Raw genomic sequence first — 18,412 nt, 5'->3', positions numbered from 1 at the left:
TATTATTTTAACAATAGCATTATTTAAATCGATTGTTGTCGTAATGCCGTTTTCCTCAAAAATACCTTCAATGATTATATGGTTTTGTGCGGAATCATTAAATTCTGCTTCTTTTAAATCTAAACTGGCATTCGGTAAAAAAACTCTCTCTTCACTTTTTATAGCATGATCGCTATTTGTTAAGTTTAATTCCTCACCGCTCGCTCGCTTAATTTGAAAACAATAAACAAAATTCGTAAGCTTTGTAACTACCTCTTCAATCGCAATACTCATATAATCACCTACACTAACTCTATGTTGGATAACGCTATAGAACCGTCATTACAATAAGAATATTCAAAACTATCTATACTAAATCTAACTGCTACGTCAAAAGTAAAATCAGCAGTTAAAATTACATCTTGACCTAAGGGACTTGGTAAGGTCACTATACCATCGTTGTAATCTACAATGCCCATAGTGCTTACATTATTAATATATAGAATTACGCTATTATATTAACCGGTTTAGTGATAACTCGTTCGTAAGGAGCAATAGGATCGCTATATATCTTCCTTAGCTGAAATTTATTTAAATTACCATCCCCTTTAGCAATAACTTCGTTAATTCCTCTATAATCTGCATAATTCCTAAATCTCAAAGCAAAATTACTTCCACATCTTGCTTTAAAAAAGCTATTAAATTGCTCAAATTCTGTACTGCTTAACCTTGCATTTTTGATTAAATATTTCTGACTCGTTAATTACGAAAGGATCTTCACTATTTTGCTGTTGACATATTTCAATAGTTTTTACGTGAGTAACAACACTTGGTTTGAGAAATTTTTCATTAATATTTACTGACAATAAGGAGGTATTTATACATTGTTCATGCTTAAGTTCTCTTCCGACTAAGACCATAATATCTCTAAATTGTGTTATATTTATATTTTGAAGTTCATAATTAGGCATTTTTTATTACTTCGTCCTATAATTCTACTAAACCTTCACATGCGTTGTTATTACCCGTAAATAGTGTACATTTAAAAGCTTTTTCAATTTTATAAGATCTTGCATTAATGTACGAATGTTATTAGAAGAAAGTTTTTTAAATTCGTTTAATTGCTCATATGCATTTGTTAAAAACGCTTGAGACAGATAACTTGGGTTGTTATTCTCTTGGGGCATATATTTATTACCTTGTTAAATTGGAGCTTAAGTAGAAGTTAACAAAAATTAAATCTACAATTTAAATTTAGTAATATTTTTATTAAAAAAAAGTTCGGCAGTGGAAAAAGAGATTATTTTTTTGGAAGGTAGTTGCAATATTATTCTGCCGGTATTATCGATATCTTTAAAAAGACCGGTTACTATATCATTTTGATATTTAACGCTAATATTTTCATATAACTTGTAAGCATGTTCTAACCATTTTTTTCTAATAAAAGGAAAACCGTTATTATGCCAAATTTGATAATATTCTTCAAAATTTTCTATTAATATCTCAAGTAAAGCTTGCGGTTCTATAGGTGGTAGATTTTCGCTTATTAAGCTAGTAGTAGGCTGGTCGATATTATCAGGGTGATAGGTAATATTAATGCCGATACCGATAATAAGGTAATAATTATTTTCTACTTTAACAGATTCAAGAAGTATACCGGCAATTTTCCGACTGTTAATTAATACATCATTGGGCCATTTTAGTTGTATAATGTTATTTTCGTTCCTTATGTCATTCCCGCGAAAGCGGGAATGACATATAGAACTATGGGAGTGACATAAAGAGGTTATACTATCATAAACGCTAAGTGCCATAACAAAAGATAATTGCGGCAATAATTCTAGCTCTTTATCAGGCTTTATTAGTAAACTTACATGTAAGTTACCTGACCTAGACTGCCAGTTTTTGCCGCTTCTACCACGTCCATTAGTTTGAGATTTGGCAAGTACTGCATAGTTTGAATCAACTTTAGCATTCTGAGCCATTTTCATAGCCTCAGAGTTTGTACTGTCTAGCTTGTCAAAAACAATTAGTTTAAATTTACCGATATTCATTTTTTTTAGTAGCCGTCATTGCGAGGAAAGGCGAGCTTTGTTGCATGGCTCGAAAAACCCGCTCGATGTCATTCCAGCTTTCGTGGGAATGACATAAAAACACCTAACTTGCCCCCTACTGACATGACTTGTAGCTACACTATGTTTGCTTTGCATTTTTGGTGCTTCGCTTTTACTCTTAGTTATAAAGCTTTCTAAATCTTGTTTAGTAAATTTAAACTTAGCAATATTTTCATCAAAGGTTTTAGTTTTATCAAATCTTACATCTTTATTTTTATCTATTCCAAGTACCTCAATGAAACTATCTTTTATTTTACTTGAAGCAGTAGTATCATTTAAGGTATACAATAAAGCGTTCAATGAGTTTGTATCGGCTTTTAGTGTATTATTACGATTAGTTGCAGCAATAATTACATATTCTTTAAGCTTTTCATTTAATTCTTTTTCGTTTAATGCTCCGGTTTTACAAAATGATAATAACATCTTTGCTTTACCATCATGATTTTCAATAACTCCTTCTTGCCATTTAGAAGTATTATTTTCTTTTGACTGAATAAACATTTCTAACAATTTAGTGCCAAATGTTTTATGTAGATTTTTATTATCATAAACTTCATAAACATTTAGTAGAACTTTTTGATGGTCAAATATTTTATCTGCTTCTTTGCCAAGGTCATGATTATTCAAATGTTCTCTAGTTTGACAATATCCTTTAATATGCAAATAATTAGAATATTTTGGTGCATCTTTGAAATCCAAAGTATCTATTCCGGTAGTATCTAAAACAACAGTGTTTAAAGTATTTTCACGTAACTGTTCATTAGTTGCTCTTAGAGTTTCAGTATATTTAAATTTTCCTCCTACTTTTGCAAGCGTCTTAAATAAATATATCAGCTAAAAACTTTACGATATCACTTGGGCTATCAAATTTTTTTGCACTATATATAGCAATATTTGCATCAGCTTCCATCATACCCGTACCAAAAGCCATAGCTAGAGTTCTACCTTGTTTTTTAGCTAAGGGAATCTCCTCCATATTATCAGTTACTGCTTTTGTATCAAATTCCAGTAAAATATTTTGTTGGTATATTATCTCTATATTCGCCGTCTATATATTTTTTACTGTCAATTTCTACCGGCTTAAAAACAAGCGGTATAGAAGCAGAAGCACAGCAAGCTAAAGCAATTTCAACATTTGGCGTATCAAAGCTATTGAAAATAGTTAGTTCACTTGTCTCTTGCTGAGTTGCCATAATTACTAAATCTTTATACTGCACTGGATCGTATTTTCGCAGTAACGCTATATCCTTAAAATATATTTTACCGTCTTTTTGGTTGTATCTTTCTCTTAATTCATCAAGAGCTTTATAATATTTAACATTTACTATATCTGATCTCTGTAAAAAATTTCCTATATTTTCTTTAATAACAAGTTCTAATAGAGCATATAAAGGTTTACCGTCTTTATTTAACTGTACTATATCCGCAGAAAATCCTTTTTTTCCAAGTAAAGTTTGCAGATTTGTATTTTTAGAAATTTCTTCAAATCGCTCAGGCGGGTGTCCCAAGAGCTACCACTGTGGCAGTTATAGCACCAGCGGAAGAACCTGCTACCGCCTTGACATTATCTAAAATACCAGCTTTTTTTGCTGCCTCATAAGCTCCGGAATATATTGTGCTCCCTTAGCTCCTCCTCCACTAAAAGCTATATATTCGATAGGAGCTTTCTGTGCTTGCTCTAACTCCTGCAATGTTTTTGTTTGATTGCTAGAAGATTGTTGAATTTTTTTAGGTCTTTTAACTCCTCTAATATATCAGATTGCTCATTAACTACAGGAGTTTTTGACTCTTGCTTCAGATTATTAATAATAGGATGTTTTCTTACCTTTATATCAGCCATAGTTTTATTTTATTAAATTATCTTCTACAAACTTCCAGTTAATCATATGCTTAATAAATATGTCAACATAATCAGGTCGTTTGTTACGATAATCAATATAATAAGCATGTTCCCATACATCACATGCAAGAAGCGGCTTCATACCGTTTGCTATAGGTGTACCGGCATTAGCGGTTTTTATAATTTGTAACCTATTATCGTGATATACAAGCCATGCCCAGCCGCTACCGAACTGCCCTACTGCCTCTTGCTTAAACTGTTCGCAAAACTCTTCAAAACTACTGAAATCTTTATTAATTTGTTCTAATATTTTACCGCTTGGCTTACCTCCGCCCTGCGGCTTTATTGAATGCCAAAAAAAGGTATGATTCCATATTTGGGCTGCGTTATTAAAAATAGCCGCATTTGAGTTTTGTGATGACCATTCTATTATTTCTTCTAAATCTTTTTTTTGTAATTCTTCTTTATCTTTGAGTAAATTGTTTAGATTTTGTACATAAGTATTATGATGCTTACCATGATGATAATCAAGAGTCTCGAGAGTAAAATGTGGTTTAAAACTTTCTTTCTCATAAGGTAAATCAGGTAAGATAAAAGGATATGAGGTTTGATTAGATTTGTTGCAATAGGTCATGTTATTTTCTCCTATGTTGGTTTTTATATATTTATAGCAAGAATCAATACGTCATTGCGAGGAAAAATTGAAAATTTTGACGAAGCAATCTCAGGAGTCCTACTTTATGAGATTGCCACGCTCCTTGCAGTTGCTTGCAATGACGATTTAGTATCCACGCAGGCATGACATCATAGTAACTTATAAAAATCGGAAGCTAAATAAAGCGATCCGGTTATTATAATATTTGCTTTATTATCGCCGTTTATCTTCTTTATATCACTAATCGCTTCTTCGAGTGAGTCGCTTTCGCTAAAATCAATACCACTCTTTCTGCCTTCCAAATTTATTGTTTCTGCACTATGGCTTAGTGGTTCGGATAAAACTTTAACGCCATAACCTTTAATTGTCAAACCCTTAAAGTAAGAGCAAAATTCCTCAATATTCCTATTTTTAGTCATACCGAGTATTAAATATATCGATGATTTTAAATTATCACGCATCCAATTTGCCAAAACTTGAGCTCCGCTATTATTGTGAGCTACGTCTATCCAAATTTGAACATTATCACCTATTAATTTAGAATATTTTTTCGGTTCTATTTTTTCGATTCTAGCAGGCCAAATAGTATTTTGTAATCCTTTAGCAATAACCTCATTATTAATATTAAATTGTTTGTTAATAAGGCTTATTAAGGCAATAACGCTTGCAGCATTTATTAATTGATGATCACCAAGTAGCGAAGGAGTCGGAAACTCATAGGTAAAATTTCGTGATGAATAAATAAATCCGTTGTCCGTCTTTTTAATACCGAAATCATATTCATAACAGAAACTCGGTACTTCTAACTCTTCAGCCTTGGCAAATAATGTTTCATAAACTTCTAAAACTTGCATACTTATAACGCAAGGAACGCAAGACTTCATAATACCAGCTTTCTCAACTGCTATTAGGGGTAATGTATTACCCAGCATATGCATATGATCATATGAAATAGGTGTAATTAAAGTAATTAAAGGTTGTTCTACTATATTTGTTGCGTCTAACCGACCGCCTAGTCCCGTCTCTAAAATTAATATATCGGCTTTTGTTTTCTCAAATGCTAGAAACGCTGCTGCCGTAGTACCTTCAAAGAAGCTAGGTTCAATATTAAATTTTTCGCTTGCTACCCTCACCTGCTCACACACCTGCCATAATTCATTATCCGAGATTTTCTCACCTGCTACTACAATTCGTTCATTAAATTCTAATAAATGAGGAGATGTATAGCAATGTACCTTGTAACCGGCAAGCGTAAAGATGCTTTTAAGCATAGCACTACTTGAACCTTTACCGTTTGTACCTGCTATATGTATGACGGGAGGAAGTCTTAAATGAGAGTTACCTAAGGCTCTTAAAAGTCTTGTTATATTTTCAAGATCATATTTAATGTTATTTTTCCAGGTCGGCACCGGAAAATGCGGTATTAGCATTGTTATTGATTTTTTTTCATGAATGATAGAGTTATACCATATTTGTGGTCAACTTAAAGATTGATGCCATTCCTACAAATGTGGTGTTTTTGCATGGTTCGAAAAACCTACTCGATGTCATTCCCGCTTTCGCGGGAATGACATCGAAACTTTAGATCAACTTTTTTTAGGCAATACTGAAGTTCATCGGGTTTTTGGTTTTACTGCATTGATAAGTCCAATTAATAATACTGATTTAATTATTCCCGGTATTATAAAAGGTAATACGCCGCCGTAAAATGCACCGCTTGCTCCTAAGAGTGTAGAGAGCCACATCCAGCCTAAACTCATAATAATTATATTACCGATCAAACATAAAGATATCTGATTTAACCATTGATTAGAAGTAAAAATTTTATCTTTTAAGCTAGCCATAACATATACGGCAATTACAAAACCTGCTAGATATCCTCCGGTAGGACCGAATAATATTCGTAAACCGCTTGAAAATTCTCCGAACACAGGGATTCCCATTGCTCCAAGAGTTATGAAAGATAATATTGTTAAAGGTGCGGTAGTCTTATTATATGTAAGTCCGATGAATATCACTGCAACGGTTTGCAATGAAATAAATATAGGCTTTATAGGTATTACTATTTGTGAACAAATAGTAAGTAATGCCACTCCTAAAACTATTTCTATTGCTTGCCTTGTGGTTAACGGTAGTGAGATTGAATTAAGTTGCATAAAATTACCGCATGATTTATTTTTAAGTAATTACACTAAATAGAATTATATAATGTCCTTGTCAAGAATATAAAAATGAAAATAAAAATTTATAATGATCTAGGAGTTTCAAAAGAAAGTATTAAGCATTGCGTGCATACCTTAAGACTTTATGCTCCAAAGTATAACGTAGATTATATTACTGCACAAGAAATTATAGACGAAAAGTGGGTTCAAAACACCTTATTACTTATTTTACTCGGTGGAAGAGATTTATACTATGTACAAAAATTGCAAGGCAAAGGAAATGCTAATATAAAGAATTATATTAAAAACGGTGGTAATTTTCTTGGGATATGTGCAGGCAGTTACTACAGCGGTAACTATGTAGAATTCGCTAAAGGAACAAATATAGAGGTTATAAGTAAAAGAGAATTAAAGATTTTCAATGGAACGGTTAGAGGACCATTGCTTGCTCCTTATTATTACAACTCACATAAAGGAGCAAGAGCTGCTTATCTAAAAATAAATCCAACACTTAATTTAAATATTAAGGATTGTTATGCTTTTTATAATGGCGGTGGATATTTTATTGATGCAGAAAATACCAAAGATACTGAAATAATAGCAAGTTATGAGGATTCTCAGGCTGCAATAATAAGATGTACTTACGGCGACGGAACAGCTATTTTAAGTGGAGTGCATCTTGAATATGAGCCTGCACTCATAAAAAATCAATCTCTTAATAATATTCATAAAATACTAAAAGCTCATGATACGGAAAGAATCAAATTATTAAATTATATATTAGACTTCTTCGAAAACGCGCTTATAGAGAGGAATTTGTAGGAAACACGCAGTACAGCACCGCAGCGTACATAGAAGTACGTGAGAGGATGCGAGCAGCGAATTGACGCACAAATTACCTCTAGAAGTAGAGTTTCCAAAGAAGTCTATTCAAAAATCTAAATCTGTATAATAGTTTGGAGGGGTAAAGCCAGGGATTCTATCTTGTAGTAATAACCTAAAAGCCGGTCTTGATTTAATTAGTGAATACCAATGTTTGATAAGCGTCCATTTATCCCAATAAATCTCACCGAAGTAATCGAGTACCGATAAGTGACAACTTGCGGCAATATCGGCCATAGTTAGTGAATCCGATACCAGATAACTTCTTTTTTCTAGTAAAGAAGTTATATATTCTAAGTGATAATTTAAATTATTTTTTGCAACACGTAAAAACTCGGTTCGTGGGCTGCTCATTTTAGCAATTGATCTTATAACTTTTTCATCGATAATAATCTTAGTAACTTCACGATAAAATTTATCGTTAAACCAAAAGAATAATCGTCTAATTTCGCAACAAATATCAATATCTTCATCTAAAAAATTAAAATTCGGATATTTGCTATTAAGATATTCAACAAAAGGATAAATACCTACCACAAATAAGCCGTATGATTCTGCTAAAATAGGTAAAGTTCCGGCAGGATTTATTTTTAAGAAATCTTTATTGAATTGCCAATAATCTTCTTTAATCGTAGTAAATTCTATATCTAATTCTTTTAAGAAGACACGGGCTTGTCTTGAAAGAGGACAAATAGGATTATGATATAACTTTTTCATTAAATTATTTTACAGTCCTAGTCATTCCGCGATTTGATCGCAGGATCTATCAATATTTATTAAGCTGTTTTCTAGGCTCCCGCGATCAAGTCGCGGGATGACAATAAGGTCTATAAGCCGGATTCTGTATGAATATAAATTCATTGCAGTTATTTATCTAGGATAAACGTTACCGTTTACCTCAAGCGATCTACCCGCATTACAAGCCGGTTAGAGATAACCCGGGAACTTGATAAGTTCTGTAACGCCTATTTGATCTTGCTCTTGGTGGGGTTTACCATGCATAATTTGTTACCAACTTACCGGTACGCTCTTACCGTACCTTTTCACCCTTACCAAAAATACTCGATCAACTGCAAAAATTGGCTGCGTCATTTCACAAGTACTACGGTACTCACGTATTAAGTATACGCTCCGTTCCTCGTCTTGTGAACTCCTAGCGCTTTTTGAAGTTGATCTTCGTATTCATACTTGGCGGTGTATTTTCTGTGGTACTGTCCCTAAAGTAATAATACTCTGCCGGAGGTTAACCGGCACCATACCTCTATAGAGTCCGGACTTTCCTCGTGATCTATAGCTTTGCTATATCATCACGCAACTGCACGACCATTTAGAATTATGGTCAATTTTCTTAAATTAGTCAATAACATTTAGAATAAGTTTAATTAACTTATTAGGTTCTGTGAAGGTTTCTAATTGATTTGCTATTTTGAGATATTTTTTAGCAAAAATTAATAAGATTTTTTTTTGAAAATTTGACTTTTGTACACAGGATATAATTAAATTAACAAGTATAATAACAAATTTAAAATTTCAACTATTTTATTAAAGATATTCTTAATTTAACGTTGCTACTATTTTTTTCATACTGTATAAATATGTATTTAATACTCCTAAACCCATAAATTGTTAGCAAATTTTGATATATGATATGAAAAAGTTAATTTATTATTTTGGCAGTAATGGTAGTGATGGAAACGCTAGCATGAAAAATATACTTGGTAACAAAGGTGCTGGTCTTGCCGAAATGTCCAACCTAAAATTACCTATTCCTGATGGTTTTACAATAACTACAGAGCTATGTAATTACTTTTATACCCACAATAATAACTTTCCTAAAAACTTTCAAAGCGACTTAAAAAAAGCTATCACTGAACTTGAAATAATGACCGGTAAAATTTTCGGCAGTACAAACAATCCTTTATTGTTATCGGTGCGTTCGGGCTCTACGATTTCAATGCCTGGAATGATGGATACTATCCTTAATCTTGGAATGAATAACGAAGTGTGTAATGCTCTTGCGGATTCCTGCGGTGATAAACGATTTGCTCTTGATAGTTACAAAAGATTTTTAGAAATGTACGGTTCAACGGTATTATCTATACCTAGTGATCTATTTGCACAAATTTACGAAAAGCACAAGATACAAGCCGATATTCATAAAGATAGCGATATTACCGTAGAATTATTAGAAAAAATTATTGATGATTTCAAACGGTTGCATATTAAGTATACTAAGCAACTAATTAATGATCCTTATGAACAGTTAGAATCGGCAATTAAAGCGGTGCTACATTCTTGGATGAGTAATAGAGCGGTTATATATAGAAAAATCAATAATATTTCGGAGGATTTCGGTACGGCTATTAATATCCAAGCAATGGTTTTTGGTAATTTAGGTAAAACTTCAGCTACGGGAGTTGCTTTTACTAGATCACCTTCTACAGGAGAAAAAAAGCTCTTTGGAGAGTTTTTAATAAATGCTCAAGGTGAAGACATAGTATCGGGAACTAGAACACCTATGCCTATTATTGCAAATGATTCAAATTCTATGCAAGCAATGATGCCGGAAGTGTTTAAGGAGTTATCACAAATTGCACAAAAGCTTGAAGAACATTACTTAGATATGCAGGATATAGAATTCACTATAGAAAATAATAAGCTATATATTTTGCAAACACGTACTGCAAAAAGAACAGCCATCGCTGCTATTAATATTGCCGTACAAATGGTAGAAGAAAAGCTTATTTCTAAAGAACAAGCCTTAATGCGAATCGATCCGGAATCATTAAATCAATTATTACATACAAGAATTGATTACAGTAAGGGGCTTACTTCTATTGCTGAGGGGCTACCTGCTTCTCCTGGGGCTGCAACAGGTATTGCAGTATTCTCACCTTATGATGCCGAAAAATTATCTCATCATCATAAAGTAATTTTAGTACGCCATGATACTAGTCCTGAGGATATTAACGGAATGCATGTTTCTTCAGGTATTTTAACTATTAGAGGGGGAATGACTTCACATGCTGCAGTTGTGGCAAGAGGTATGGGGAAGCCTTGTGTTTGCGGTACAAGTAATTTATCTATAGATGAGAAAAAGCAAATATTAACAGCAGGCGACATAGTTATTAAACAAGGTGATATTATAACGATTGACGGAGGTAGCGGTAAAATCTTCTTAGGTGAAATGCCGTTAATTCAACCTACTTTCAGTGAGGAATCAAAATTAATTTTAGATTGGGCAGACGAGATTAGTAGCTTAAAAGTTCGTGCAAATGCTGAAACAGTTAACGATGCTTTAGTATCTATAAAGTTTGGAGCTCAAGGTATAGGTTTGTGTCGTAGCGAACATATGTTTTTTGATAAAAATAAAATTCCTTTAGTAAGAGACATAATTATTGCTCCTGATATAGAACGGAGAAAGCTTGCCGTGCAGAAATTATTACCTCTGCAAACTGAGGATTTTAAAGCTTTATTCAGAGTAATGAAAGATAAACCGGTAAATATTAGATTACTTGATCCGCCGTTACATGAGTTTTTACCTACCACCGAAGAAGATAAAAAGAATTTGGCCAATAGCTTAAATCTACCTTTATCAATAATTAATCAACGTCTTCATGCTATGCATGAAGTAAATCCTATGCTCGGTCACCGTGGATGTAGACTTGGTATATGTTCGCCGGAAATTTACCAAATGCAAATTGAAGCAATTTTTACAGCTATTTTTGAGCTACATAAAAAAGAACATATAAAATGTAACTTAGAATTAATGATCCCTTTAATTAGCAATGTAGGTGAAATAAAAAAGCTTAAAATGGATATTTATTCGGTAATAGAGGAATTAGAGCAACGTTATAGATATAAGTTTTCCTTTACGCTTGGTACTATGATAGAACTACCCAGGGCAGCACTCGGCAGTAAGAAAATAGCTAAGGAAGTTGACTATTTTAGTTTTGGTACTAATGATTTAACTCAGACTACATATGGAATTTCTAGAGATGATATTGCCTCTTTTCTTCCATATTATTTAGAAGAAAAGATTTTTGAATCCGATCCATTTACTACTCTCGATGAAGAAGGAGTAGGAGAATTAATTGAAATTGCTATAAAACGCGGAAAAAGCAGTAATGCTAATTTGAAACTCGGAGCTTGCGGAGAACATGCAGGGAACCCTGCCTCTATAGAATTTTTTCATAGAATGAATTTAAACTATGTTTCTTGTTCTCCATACCGTATCCCTATAGCAAGAATCGCCGCAGCACAAGCTAAAATTAAACACGGGTGATAAAGGCGTTGTTACGATCGGGTATTGGATACCTATAGTACCGGACATTTTCGTTCTATATCATTTCCGCGTGGCCTTGTTGTGTGAATCAATTTCACCTCTGTCATCCCGTTGCTTGACCACGGGATCCAGTTAAAAATACTAAAATTATTAGTATTTTTTATTGTTTTTTGGACCCCGTGGTTAAGCCGCGGGGTGACACAGTGGGTTTTACCGGTCCACGCAATGATCAAAAAATTATTTACAAATTAATATGATCATAATACCGATATTAAGCATTTTTGGGTTTTCATCTTTTTTTGCCAAATATTTCAAAACAAGATTGACTTTCGCTATTCCCGTAATAATCAGCATATTAGTACCAATTTTATATTGTTTTGCTATGTTAAAGCTATTACCGGCTGCAACATATATATATTATTTCATCGGTATATTTTTAGCTTTAATGTCATTCTTGCATTTCATAGGCGTTGTTGTGGGGGGTGGCTCCGCTCCTGTCATCCCGCGACTTGATCGCGGGATCCAGTTAAAAATGTTTAGTATTTTTAAGTTATATTTTTGGATACCGTGGTCAAGCCACGGTATGACACCGCACGCATTTCTTGATCTACGCAATAATACCTCCTTCATGTCATTTCTGTGGAAGCAGGAATCTAGAAAAAATATAATTGAAATCATTGTATTTACTTTATTGATTCTTTTGTTTTTTCTTTATACCAGAGATGCATCGCTGCATGCTTATGATGATTTCTCACATTGGGGAATATTTACTAAAGAATTGTTATATTTCGGTGTTTTTGAAAATCAGTCTTCGTTAACTTCCATTATTACTACTCATGCCCATTATCCAAGAGGAGCTGCTGTTTATCATTATTTTATGCTGCTACTTTCAGGTTATTCGGACGGTAACGTATTATTTGCTCATTTCTTATTACATTTAGCATTTCTAGCTCCTTTAGCCGCAAATAAGAAATTGTGGCAAACCGGAATGTTGTTTTCACTTTTACTTTGCGGCGTAGTATTATATACGACCGGAATTCGTTCAATATATAACGATAGTACTATTGGCTTAATGTTCGGAGCTATTTTTGTAATTTATATCCTTGCGGAAGACAAGAAAAAAGCATTATTGCTTATTTTACCTATTACGATATTACTTGCCTCTTTCCGAGAAATTGGAACATGGCTTGCTAGTTTTGCTTCGATAATTCTTATAGCTCATTATACAATTTTTTATAAAAAGCCTAAAAGATCAAGTGATTATATTACGTATCTGATTTTACTTACTTTACCTATTTTGTGTAATTTTATTTGGATGAGTTATTTTAAAAACACCCATGATTTTTTTGACAGATGCGAACATAGTTTTAGCAATTTAGTATATATTGCTGAAAATTTTAATGAACAGCATAGATCATTATTACTAAATTACGGTAAATTTCTCTTGTTATTCTTATTAAAAGAAGGAAGTTTAGTTGTATATACTATTTGTATAGCTGCATGGTACGGAATTCGTAAATATAAACCGGATTTGCTGAAAGAATATAAATTTTTCCTGATAAGTACGTTTGCGTGTTTTATAATTTTTGCTTTGTGGCGGTTATATTTATATTTCTTTAACTTTAGTTATGAAGAGGCAATTAGAGGGGCATCGTTACTTAGATATCTTGGATGTTATGTTATAGCTATCGGAATGATTGCAGCTTCGTATGTTAAAAATAGTATTTTCTTACACAAGCAAAGTAATAAAGAGTTATTTATATTCCTTCTGCTGCTTGCTGTTTCTACGTTTTCCGTAGTAAAAAATATACTAAGAATCAAACACTTAAACTTAGAACAAAAGAATTTTATCCAGCAAACAACAGAAGTTAAAAAGCTATTAGAGCAAGGCAATAAAATTGAATTTAACTTTAGCGGTAAGAAAGATAATTTACAATGCTATATATTAAATTATAATCTAGTACCGTATTTAGGTAAGAAATCCTTACAAGAATGCATAAAAGCTCCTAAAGAAGCGATTATAGAAACAAAGGAAGAAGCGGTATACGCTCCTTTTAAATAGCGTTGAGGATTTGTTGCACAGCTCCTATGTCATTCCTGTGTGGCCTTGTTGTGTAGATATTACCCCATCATTGCAAGCAGTTGTAGTACTTGCGTGGCAATCTCATAAAATGATAACAGACTTCTGAGATTGCTTCATCAATTGCTATGCAATTTCCGTAGCTCAGACGGGAAAGCTGATTCACGCAACAACATCACGCAAGAATAACATAAAACCAATATAGATTTTAACAATTATGTATATAAAATATAATTTAGCTGCCGCTTACCGAATAATGGCGTATTTATCGCTGGATGATCATACTTATATGCATCTATCCGCAAGACCTAAAAATGCCGATTTTTACTATATTTATCCTTTTGGACTAAGATTTGAAGAAGTAACTACAGAGAATCTTTTAAAAGTTAGTTTAGACGGACAAATTTTAGAAGGAGAAGAATAGCAATATAATAACACCGGTTACTTTATTCATGGTAGTATTTATAAAACACGCCCTGATATTTCTGCCATTTTTCATTATCATACTCCTGCAGCTATTGCCGTTTCTGCTTTAAAATGCGGGCTTTTACCGATCAGTCAATGGGTATTACATTTTTACGACAGAATATCATATCATAATTATAATGCTCCTTGTTACTGACCTTAAACAGAATTATGTGATGTTACTTCGTAATCACGGTGCTATTACCTGCGGCAAAACTATGCATGAAGCTATGTTTTATACTTACCATTTAGAACAAGTTTGTAAAACGCAATGCCTACTAAATTCTACAAAAGAATAAGAACTTATAATCCCTTCCGTAGAAATATGTAAGCAGACGGTAAAAGACTTATTATCGTTTGAAGAAGATTTAGGCAAACGTGACTGGGTAGCTTGGCTACGACTTGTGAAGATGTGATCACAATACTACGACCCCAGCGGCTTTACTTGCTTGTTTTAAGGATTTATCAAGTGTGGCTATTGGTAACCCACAGCGTATACACTAGTACGTGAGGATACGAATCTAGGCTTGATGTATAAATTACCTCTAGAAGCGAAGTTTGAGAAAATGTCTAATGCCTACAACCGCTACCGTGAATATGTGGAGGATGGAGTTTTACATGTTTTAGCATCTTTTTAAGTAGTGTATCACGCTTAAGTTTTGATAAATAATCTAAGAAAGTTTTGCCGTTTAAATAATCTATTGCATGCTGAATTACAGTTGCTAAAAAGCCTTCTGCTGCTAGTTCTTGCTTATTACCGTTATAATCAAGATATTTTACCTTGATTGCTTTTGATCGTGTAATAGATGCTTCAATGCCTGGAAACGATAAAGAACTCTCAATAAAAGTTTGTTTTTCTTCTGAAAAATAAGTTATGTCCGGATTAATAAAAACTATAGGCGATGATTTATTATTTTCATGTAGGTCAACTACCACTATACGCTTTAATATTCCTACCATATTAGCACCCAAGCCCACTGCCCTTTCTATATGTAAATTCTGAAGCATTTTATCGACAATAGTACGAATATTATCATCAACAATGTCTATATATTCTGCTTGTTTTTTAAAAATATCGTTTGGTGCATAAACTATTTGATAGTAAGGTTTATCTTGATTCATTAATATACTCCGATAAATGAAGAGTTATTTTTGCATTGCTAAATAAAGATAGATATCGTTATTGCGAGCGAACATTGTTGCGTAGACCGGTTTTCCTATCATTACAAGGAAATTATAAAGTAATTGACGAAGCAATCCAGATTGCCACGCAAGCCTACGGCTGCTCACAATTATGACTCAGTGTCCATGCAACAACGCCTCCTTGCAATGGTGTAGCTTTTTCAAACCATCAATATTTATTTAGCAATGCCATTATTTCATTACGATAGCTGATAATATATTCTGATTATAAGGTTCTTGCAAATGATATGAGCGTCTTTTACTTGGATATTTTAATGGATTTGTGTAAGTATCTTCAGCAATATTTTTTATATCTTTGACGCCTGCTTCTTTAAGTTTTAACTCTACAAAAGCCGGTAAATCAAACATATAATGCTTTTCTTTTATAGAGTTTATAAAAAACTGTTTATTGTTAATATCCTTACTTAAGAAAGCTTTATAATATTCATCATCAACTTCATATGAACTTTGAGCTATAGCAGGACCTATCACTGCTATTAAATTCTTTGCTCCTTTTTCTGTTATTTTAGTAACTATATTACTAATAATATTATTTATACTTCCTTTCCAACCTGCATGTGCCGCTCCGATTATTTTACCGTCGCCGCTTGCAAGTAATACCGGTACACAATCTGCCGATTGTACCGCTAATACTAAATTTTTCTTAGTTGTAATGCTGCCATCTGCTTCAGGTACGGCAATTATGGACTCATCAGCATTAACAATTTGATTGCCATGTACTTGGTTTAAAATTAAAATATCTTGTGCTTTAAAATAAGTAGTAATAGATTTTTTGTTTTCAACTATTTCTGTTTCATTTATAGAGTTATTTTTTTTTATATATCTATGACTAGAATTATTGAATGTTTTATCAAAAATTTTATAATAAACTGATCCGTTTATTAATCCTTCCATGAAAATATCCCATATTAATTATAATAGTTTTATTAATACTTTATCCGGTCGTTTACAAAAAAATAAACAGCTAGAAAAAATAATAGCACAATTTCATCAAGACTATAACCTAATTCCTATTATCGGCGTAGAAATAGAGTTTTATTTAAGTCACAATATTGATATAGCTAAATTTGAAATACTTTCAAGAAAATACTTAGCTAGATTTAAAATTGCTAAAATAAAAAAAGAAAAAGGCAATAACCAATTTGAAATAGATCTCCCCCCTTCTGTAAACTTAATACAATATATAAAAAATATATTAGATGTTAAAACTATTTTAAAAAAAATGGCACAGCAGTTAAACGGTTATATAGATTTTTCGCCTAAGCCGTTTTTGGATGATTATGGTAATAGTATGCATTTTCATATTAATTTTAATTCCGAGTTCAATGATTATTATATAATTTTAGCAGCACAAGGGCTATGTCACTATATGTTAGACACCCTACTCGCTTTTATGCCTACTACTCTAGATTATTCACGGATAAATAAAAAATTTATGGCTCCTACGCATATATCGTACGGTGGGAATAATAGAAGCGTAGCTGTACGAACTCCAAATGCTTTTCCCAAACGTTTAGAACATCGCTTATCTTCCCCCGAAACCGATCCATATATAGCAATTTTTACTATTTTAAAGTCAATATTGTTGGCTTTAAAATCTCCAAGTTCGCTCCAAACAATAGAAAAAATTTACGGGAATGCTTTCGATCCACAATATAATTTAACTCCATTACCGACATCATCTCAGGAGAGCTTTATGTTATTTAAACCGGATTTTTTTAAATAATTTGTATTTTGTTCACAAAACCTAAAAACTAAACAATAATTGTTTTTTACAACTAAAATAAAGATTGATATTAAATATTAAATATAAAACTGCTGAAAATTGTTTCAATTAATTATTTTATTTTTGTAAAACTAAATACTGATGAAGTGCTTTAAGCTGCACTTCACTCTATATTTTCATAATTTTTCATTAGATAATTAAATTCCGCACCATAGATAAATATCATATTTATAATATAGAAGAATATTAATGTAACTATTATACTACCAAGTGAACCATACATTAGATTTAATTGATTATAGTAGACTATATAAGTTGAAAGCAAATAGCCGCTTATTATCCATAATATCACAGTTAATAAAGCCCCTGGAAATACATCAATAAAATTTAGTTTTACATTAGGTAATATATAATACAAAGATGAGGCACCTAAAAATAATAAAATTAAAATTAAAGAATATCTTATAAAATTTAAAATGATCTTATATTTTTCAATGGTCTCTAATATTATCGGAATTTTTGTAAATAATATTGGAATCACCACTAAAAGAAACATAGTAAAGGTAATCAAGGCACTAATTATAAGAAACTGTATAATACTAAGTAATCTTCTTCTTATATAAGGGGGTGGAGATTTTATTTGATATACACGATTTAAAATAGTCCTTAAACATTCTACAAAAGAAGAAGCAGTCCAAATACTGCCTACTATGGCAAGATTCATTAAACTTTGAGGAGGAGCACTTAGTAATTCGCGTATTCTTTTTTCTATTGATTCCGTTGCTTGTTCCGGAAGACTCTCTAGAAAAATTTGTATAAAATTTTGACCAAGTTCTGAAGCTCCTAAAAAGCTTGTTAAAGCTAATAAGAATACTAGGAAAGGGAAAATAGATAAAAGTATCATGAATGACATATATCCCGAATGTTCAACGCCATCATCTTCTATTGTTCTAAATAAGGCTACGTAAAGACAATTAAAAATTTTTCTCATTATAAAAGCTAAGTTGTTATTATTAATTTT

General features: G+C 32.3%; 14 protein-coding genes, 1 other RNA gene and 7 pseudogenes. 7 read left to right on the top strand and 15 right to left on the bottom strand.

Translation table 11 applies throughout. The features are described 5' to 3' along the window. Positions 1-45 precede the first annotated feature (45 nt). From RJP_RS07870 to RJP_RS03570, 9 genes and pseudogenes are all read right to left on the bottom strand, one after another. A pseudogene (locus RJP_RS07870) lies at positions 46-273 on the bottom strand (baseplate hub domain-containing protein); the annotation flags it as partial. An 8-nt stretch (positions 274-281) separates the two neighbouring features. Then, positions 282-721 (bottom strand): annotated as a pseudogene (locus RJP_RS11350) (phage distal tail protein, Rcc01695 family). Continuing rightward, entirely contained in the window at positions 687-950 is a 264-nt protein-coding gene (locus RJP_RS03605; protein WP_024704558.1) for a hypothetical protein, read from the bottom strand. Before RJP_RS03605 ends, RJP_RS11350 begins: the two are co-directional and overlap by 35 nt. Before the next feature lie 27 nt (positions 951-977). Continuing rightward, on the bottom strand, positions 978-1,166 hold the full coding sequence (locus tag RJP_RS07865) for a hypothetical protein (protein WP_014014366.1): 189 nt from the start codon (positions 1,164-1,166) through the stop codon (positions 978-980). 54 nt (positions 1,167-1,220) lie between these two features. Further along, positions 1,221-2,033, bottom strand: a complete 813-nt coding sequence (locus tag RJP_RS03600; RefSeq protein ID WP_014120828.1) for a biotin--[acetyl-CoA-carboxylase] ligase — start codon at positions 2,031-2,033, stop codon at positions 1,221-1,223. A gap of 111 nt (positions 2,034-2,144) precedes the next feature. Continuing rightward, positions 2,145-3,933 (bottom strand): annotated as a pseudogene (locus RJP_RS11345) (patatin-like phospholipase family protein); the annotation flags it as partial. Positions 3,934-3,937: 4 nt separating this feature from the next. Continuing rightward, positions 3,938-4,567: a superoxide dismutase gene (locus RJP_RS03585; protein ID WP_014120827.1), complete on the bottom strand. Its 630-nt coding sequence runs from the start codon at positions 4,565-4,567 to the stop codon at positions 3,938-3,940. 170 nt (positions 4,568-4,737) lie between these two features. Next, positions 4,738-6,018: a folylpolyglutamate synthase/dihydrofolate synthase family protein gene (locus tag RJP_RS03575; protein ID WP_014120826.1), complete on the bottom strand. Its 1,281-nt coding sequence runs from the start codon at positions 6,016-6,018 to the stop codon at positions 4,738-4,740. Positions 6,019-6,201: 183 nt separating this feature from the next. Continuing rightward, on the bottom strand, positions 6,202-6,744 hold the full coding sequence (locus tag RJP_RS03570) for a biotin transporter BioY (protein ID WP_014120825.1): 543 nt from the start codon (positions 6,742-6,744) through the stop codon (positions 6,202-6,204). 75 nt (positions 6,745-6,819) lie between these two features. Here RJP_RS03570 and RJP_RS03565 point away from each other — a divergent pair, with 75 nt between their 5' ends. Both RJP_RS03565 and RJP_RS11340 read left to right on the top strand, forming a co-directional pair. Continuing rightward, positions 6,820-7,572, top strand: coding sequence for a BPL-N domain-containing protein (locus RJP_RS03565; RefSeq protein ID WP_014014360.1), 753 nt, complete (start codon positions 6,820-6,822; stop codon positions 7,570-7,572). After that, positions 7,515-7,693, top strand: a pseudogene (locus tag RJP_RS11340) (palindromic element RPE1 domain-containing protein); the annotation flags it as partial. The gene RJP_RS03565 and the pseudogene RJP_RS11340, both read left to right, overlap by 58 nt. Here RJP_RS11340 and RJP_RS03560 read toward each other — a convergent pair. Then, on the bottom strand, positions 7,681-8,349 hold the full coding sequence (locus RJP_RS03560) for a glutathione S-transferase family protein (protein ID WP_014120824.1): 669 nt from the start codon (positions 8,347-8,349) through the stop codon (positions 7,681-7,683). The pseudogene RJP_RS11340 and the gene RJP_RS03560 sit on opposite strands and share 13 nt — an antisense overlap. A 97-nt stretch (positions 8,350-8,446) precedes the next feature. After that, positions 8,447-8,963, bottom strand: an RNA gene (gene rnpB, locus RJP_RS07120) — RNase P RNA component class A. Between the two features lie 317 nt (positions 8,964-9,280). Between rnpB and ppdK the strand changes: the two genes are divergently transcribed. The 3 genes and pseudogenes from ppdK (at position 9,281) to RJP_RS03545 (ending at position 14,878) form a co-directional block, all read left to right on the top strand. Then, positions 9,281-11,917: a pyruvate, phosphate dikinase gene (gene ppdK, locus RJP_RS03555; protein ID WP_024704556.1), complete on the top strand. Its 2,637-nt coding sequence runs from the start codon at positions 9,281-9,283 to the stop codon at positions 11,915-11,917. A gap of 253 nt (positions 11,918-12,170) precedes the next feature. Next, positions 12,171-13,979 carry a hypothetical protein gene (locus RJP_RS03550; protein WP_014120822.1) on the top strand — a complete coding sequence of 603 codons (1,809 nt, stop codon included), beginning with the start codon at positions 12,171-12,173 and terminating at the stop codon, positions 13,977-13,979. Positions 13,980-14,214: 235 nt separating this feature from the next. Beyond that, positions 14,215-14,878, top strand: a pseudogene (locus RJP_RS03545) (class II aldolase/adducin family protein). Here the strand turns inward: RJP_RS03545 and RJP_RS11330 are convergent. Beyond that, positions 14,879-14,959: pseudogene (locus RJP_RS11330) on the bottom strand (type II toxin-antitoxin system VapC family toxin); the annotation flags it as partial. Here RJP_RS11330 and RJP_RS10465 point away from each other — a divergent pair. Then, positions 14,951-15,034 (top strand): annotated as a pseudogene (locus tag RJP_RS10465) (palindromic element RPE1 domain-containing protein); the annotation flags it as partial. The pseudogenes RJP_RS11330 and RJP_RS10465 overlap by 9 nt on opposite strands. Here the strand turns inward: RJP_RS10465 and def are convergent. Both def and pgeF read right to left on the bottom strand, forming a co-directional pair. Next, positions 15,033-15,584 (bottom strand): peptide deformylase, encoded by a 552-nt coding sequence (gene def, locus RJP_RS03540; RefSeq protein ID WP_014120821.1) that lies wholly within the window; start codon positions 15,582-15,584, stop codon positions 15,033-15,035. The pseudogene RJP_RS10465 and the gene def sit on opposite strands and share 2 nt — an antisense overlap. 252 nt (positions 15,585-15,836) lie before the next feature. Beyond that, on the bottom strand, positions 15,837-16,559 hold the full coding sequence (pgeF, locus tag RJP_RS03535) for a peptidoglycan editing factor PgeF (RefSeq protein ID WP_014014353.1): 723 nt from the start codon (positions 16,557-16,559) through the stop codon (positions 15,837-15,839). Between pgeF and RJP_RS03530 the strand changes: the two genes are divergently transcribed. Further along, complete coding sequence (locus tag RJP_RS03530) at positions 16,558-17,391, top strand: type I glutamate--ammonia ligase (RefSeq protein ID WP_014120820.1); 834 nt, start codon at positions 16,558-16,560, stop codon at positions 17,389-17,391. The two genes, pgeF and RJP_RS03530, sit on opposite strands and share 2 nt — an antisense overlap. Before the next feature lie 163 nt (positions 17,392-17,554). Here RJP_RS03530 and RJP_RS03525 read toward each other — a convergent pair whose 3' ends face one another. After that, a complete protein-coding gene (locus tag RJP_RS03525; protein ID WP_014014351.1) occupies positions 17,555-18,382 on the bottom strand; it encodes a YihY/virulence factor BrkB family protein in 828 nt (275 codons plus the stop codon). Positions 18,383-18,412 lie beyond the last annotated feature (30 nt).

It is taken from the genome of Rickettsia japonica YH (assembly GCF_000283595.1).
In the GTDB taxonomy this organism is placed as follows: domain Bacteria; phylum Pseudomonadota; class Alphaproteobacteria; order Rickettsiales; family Rickettsiaceae; genus Rickettsia; species Rickettsia rickettsii.
The sequence above is the reverse complement of the archived record's forward strand: the minus strand, read 5'-3'. Positions and strand labels throughout refer to the sequence as shown.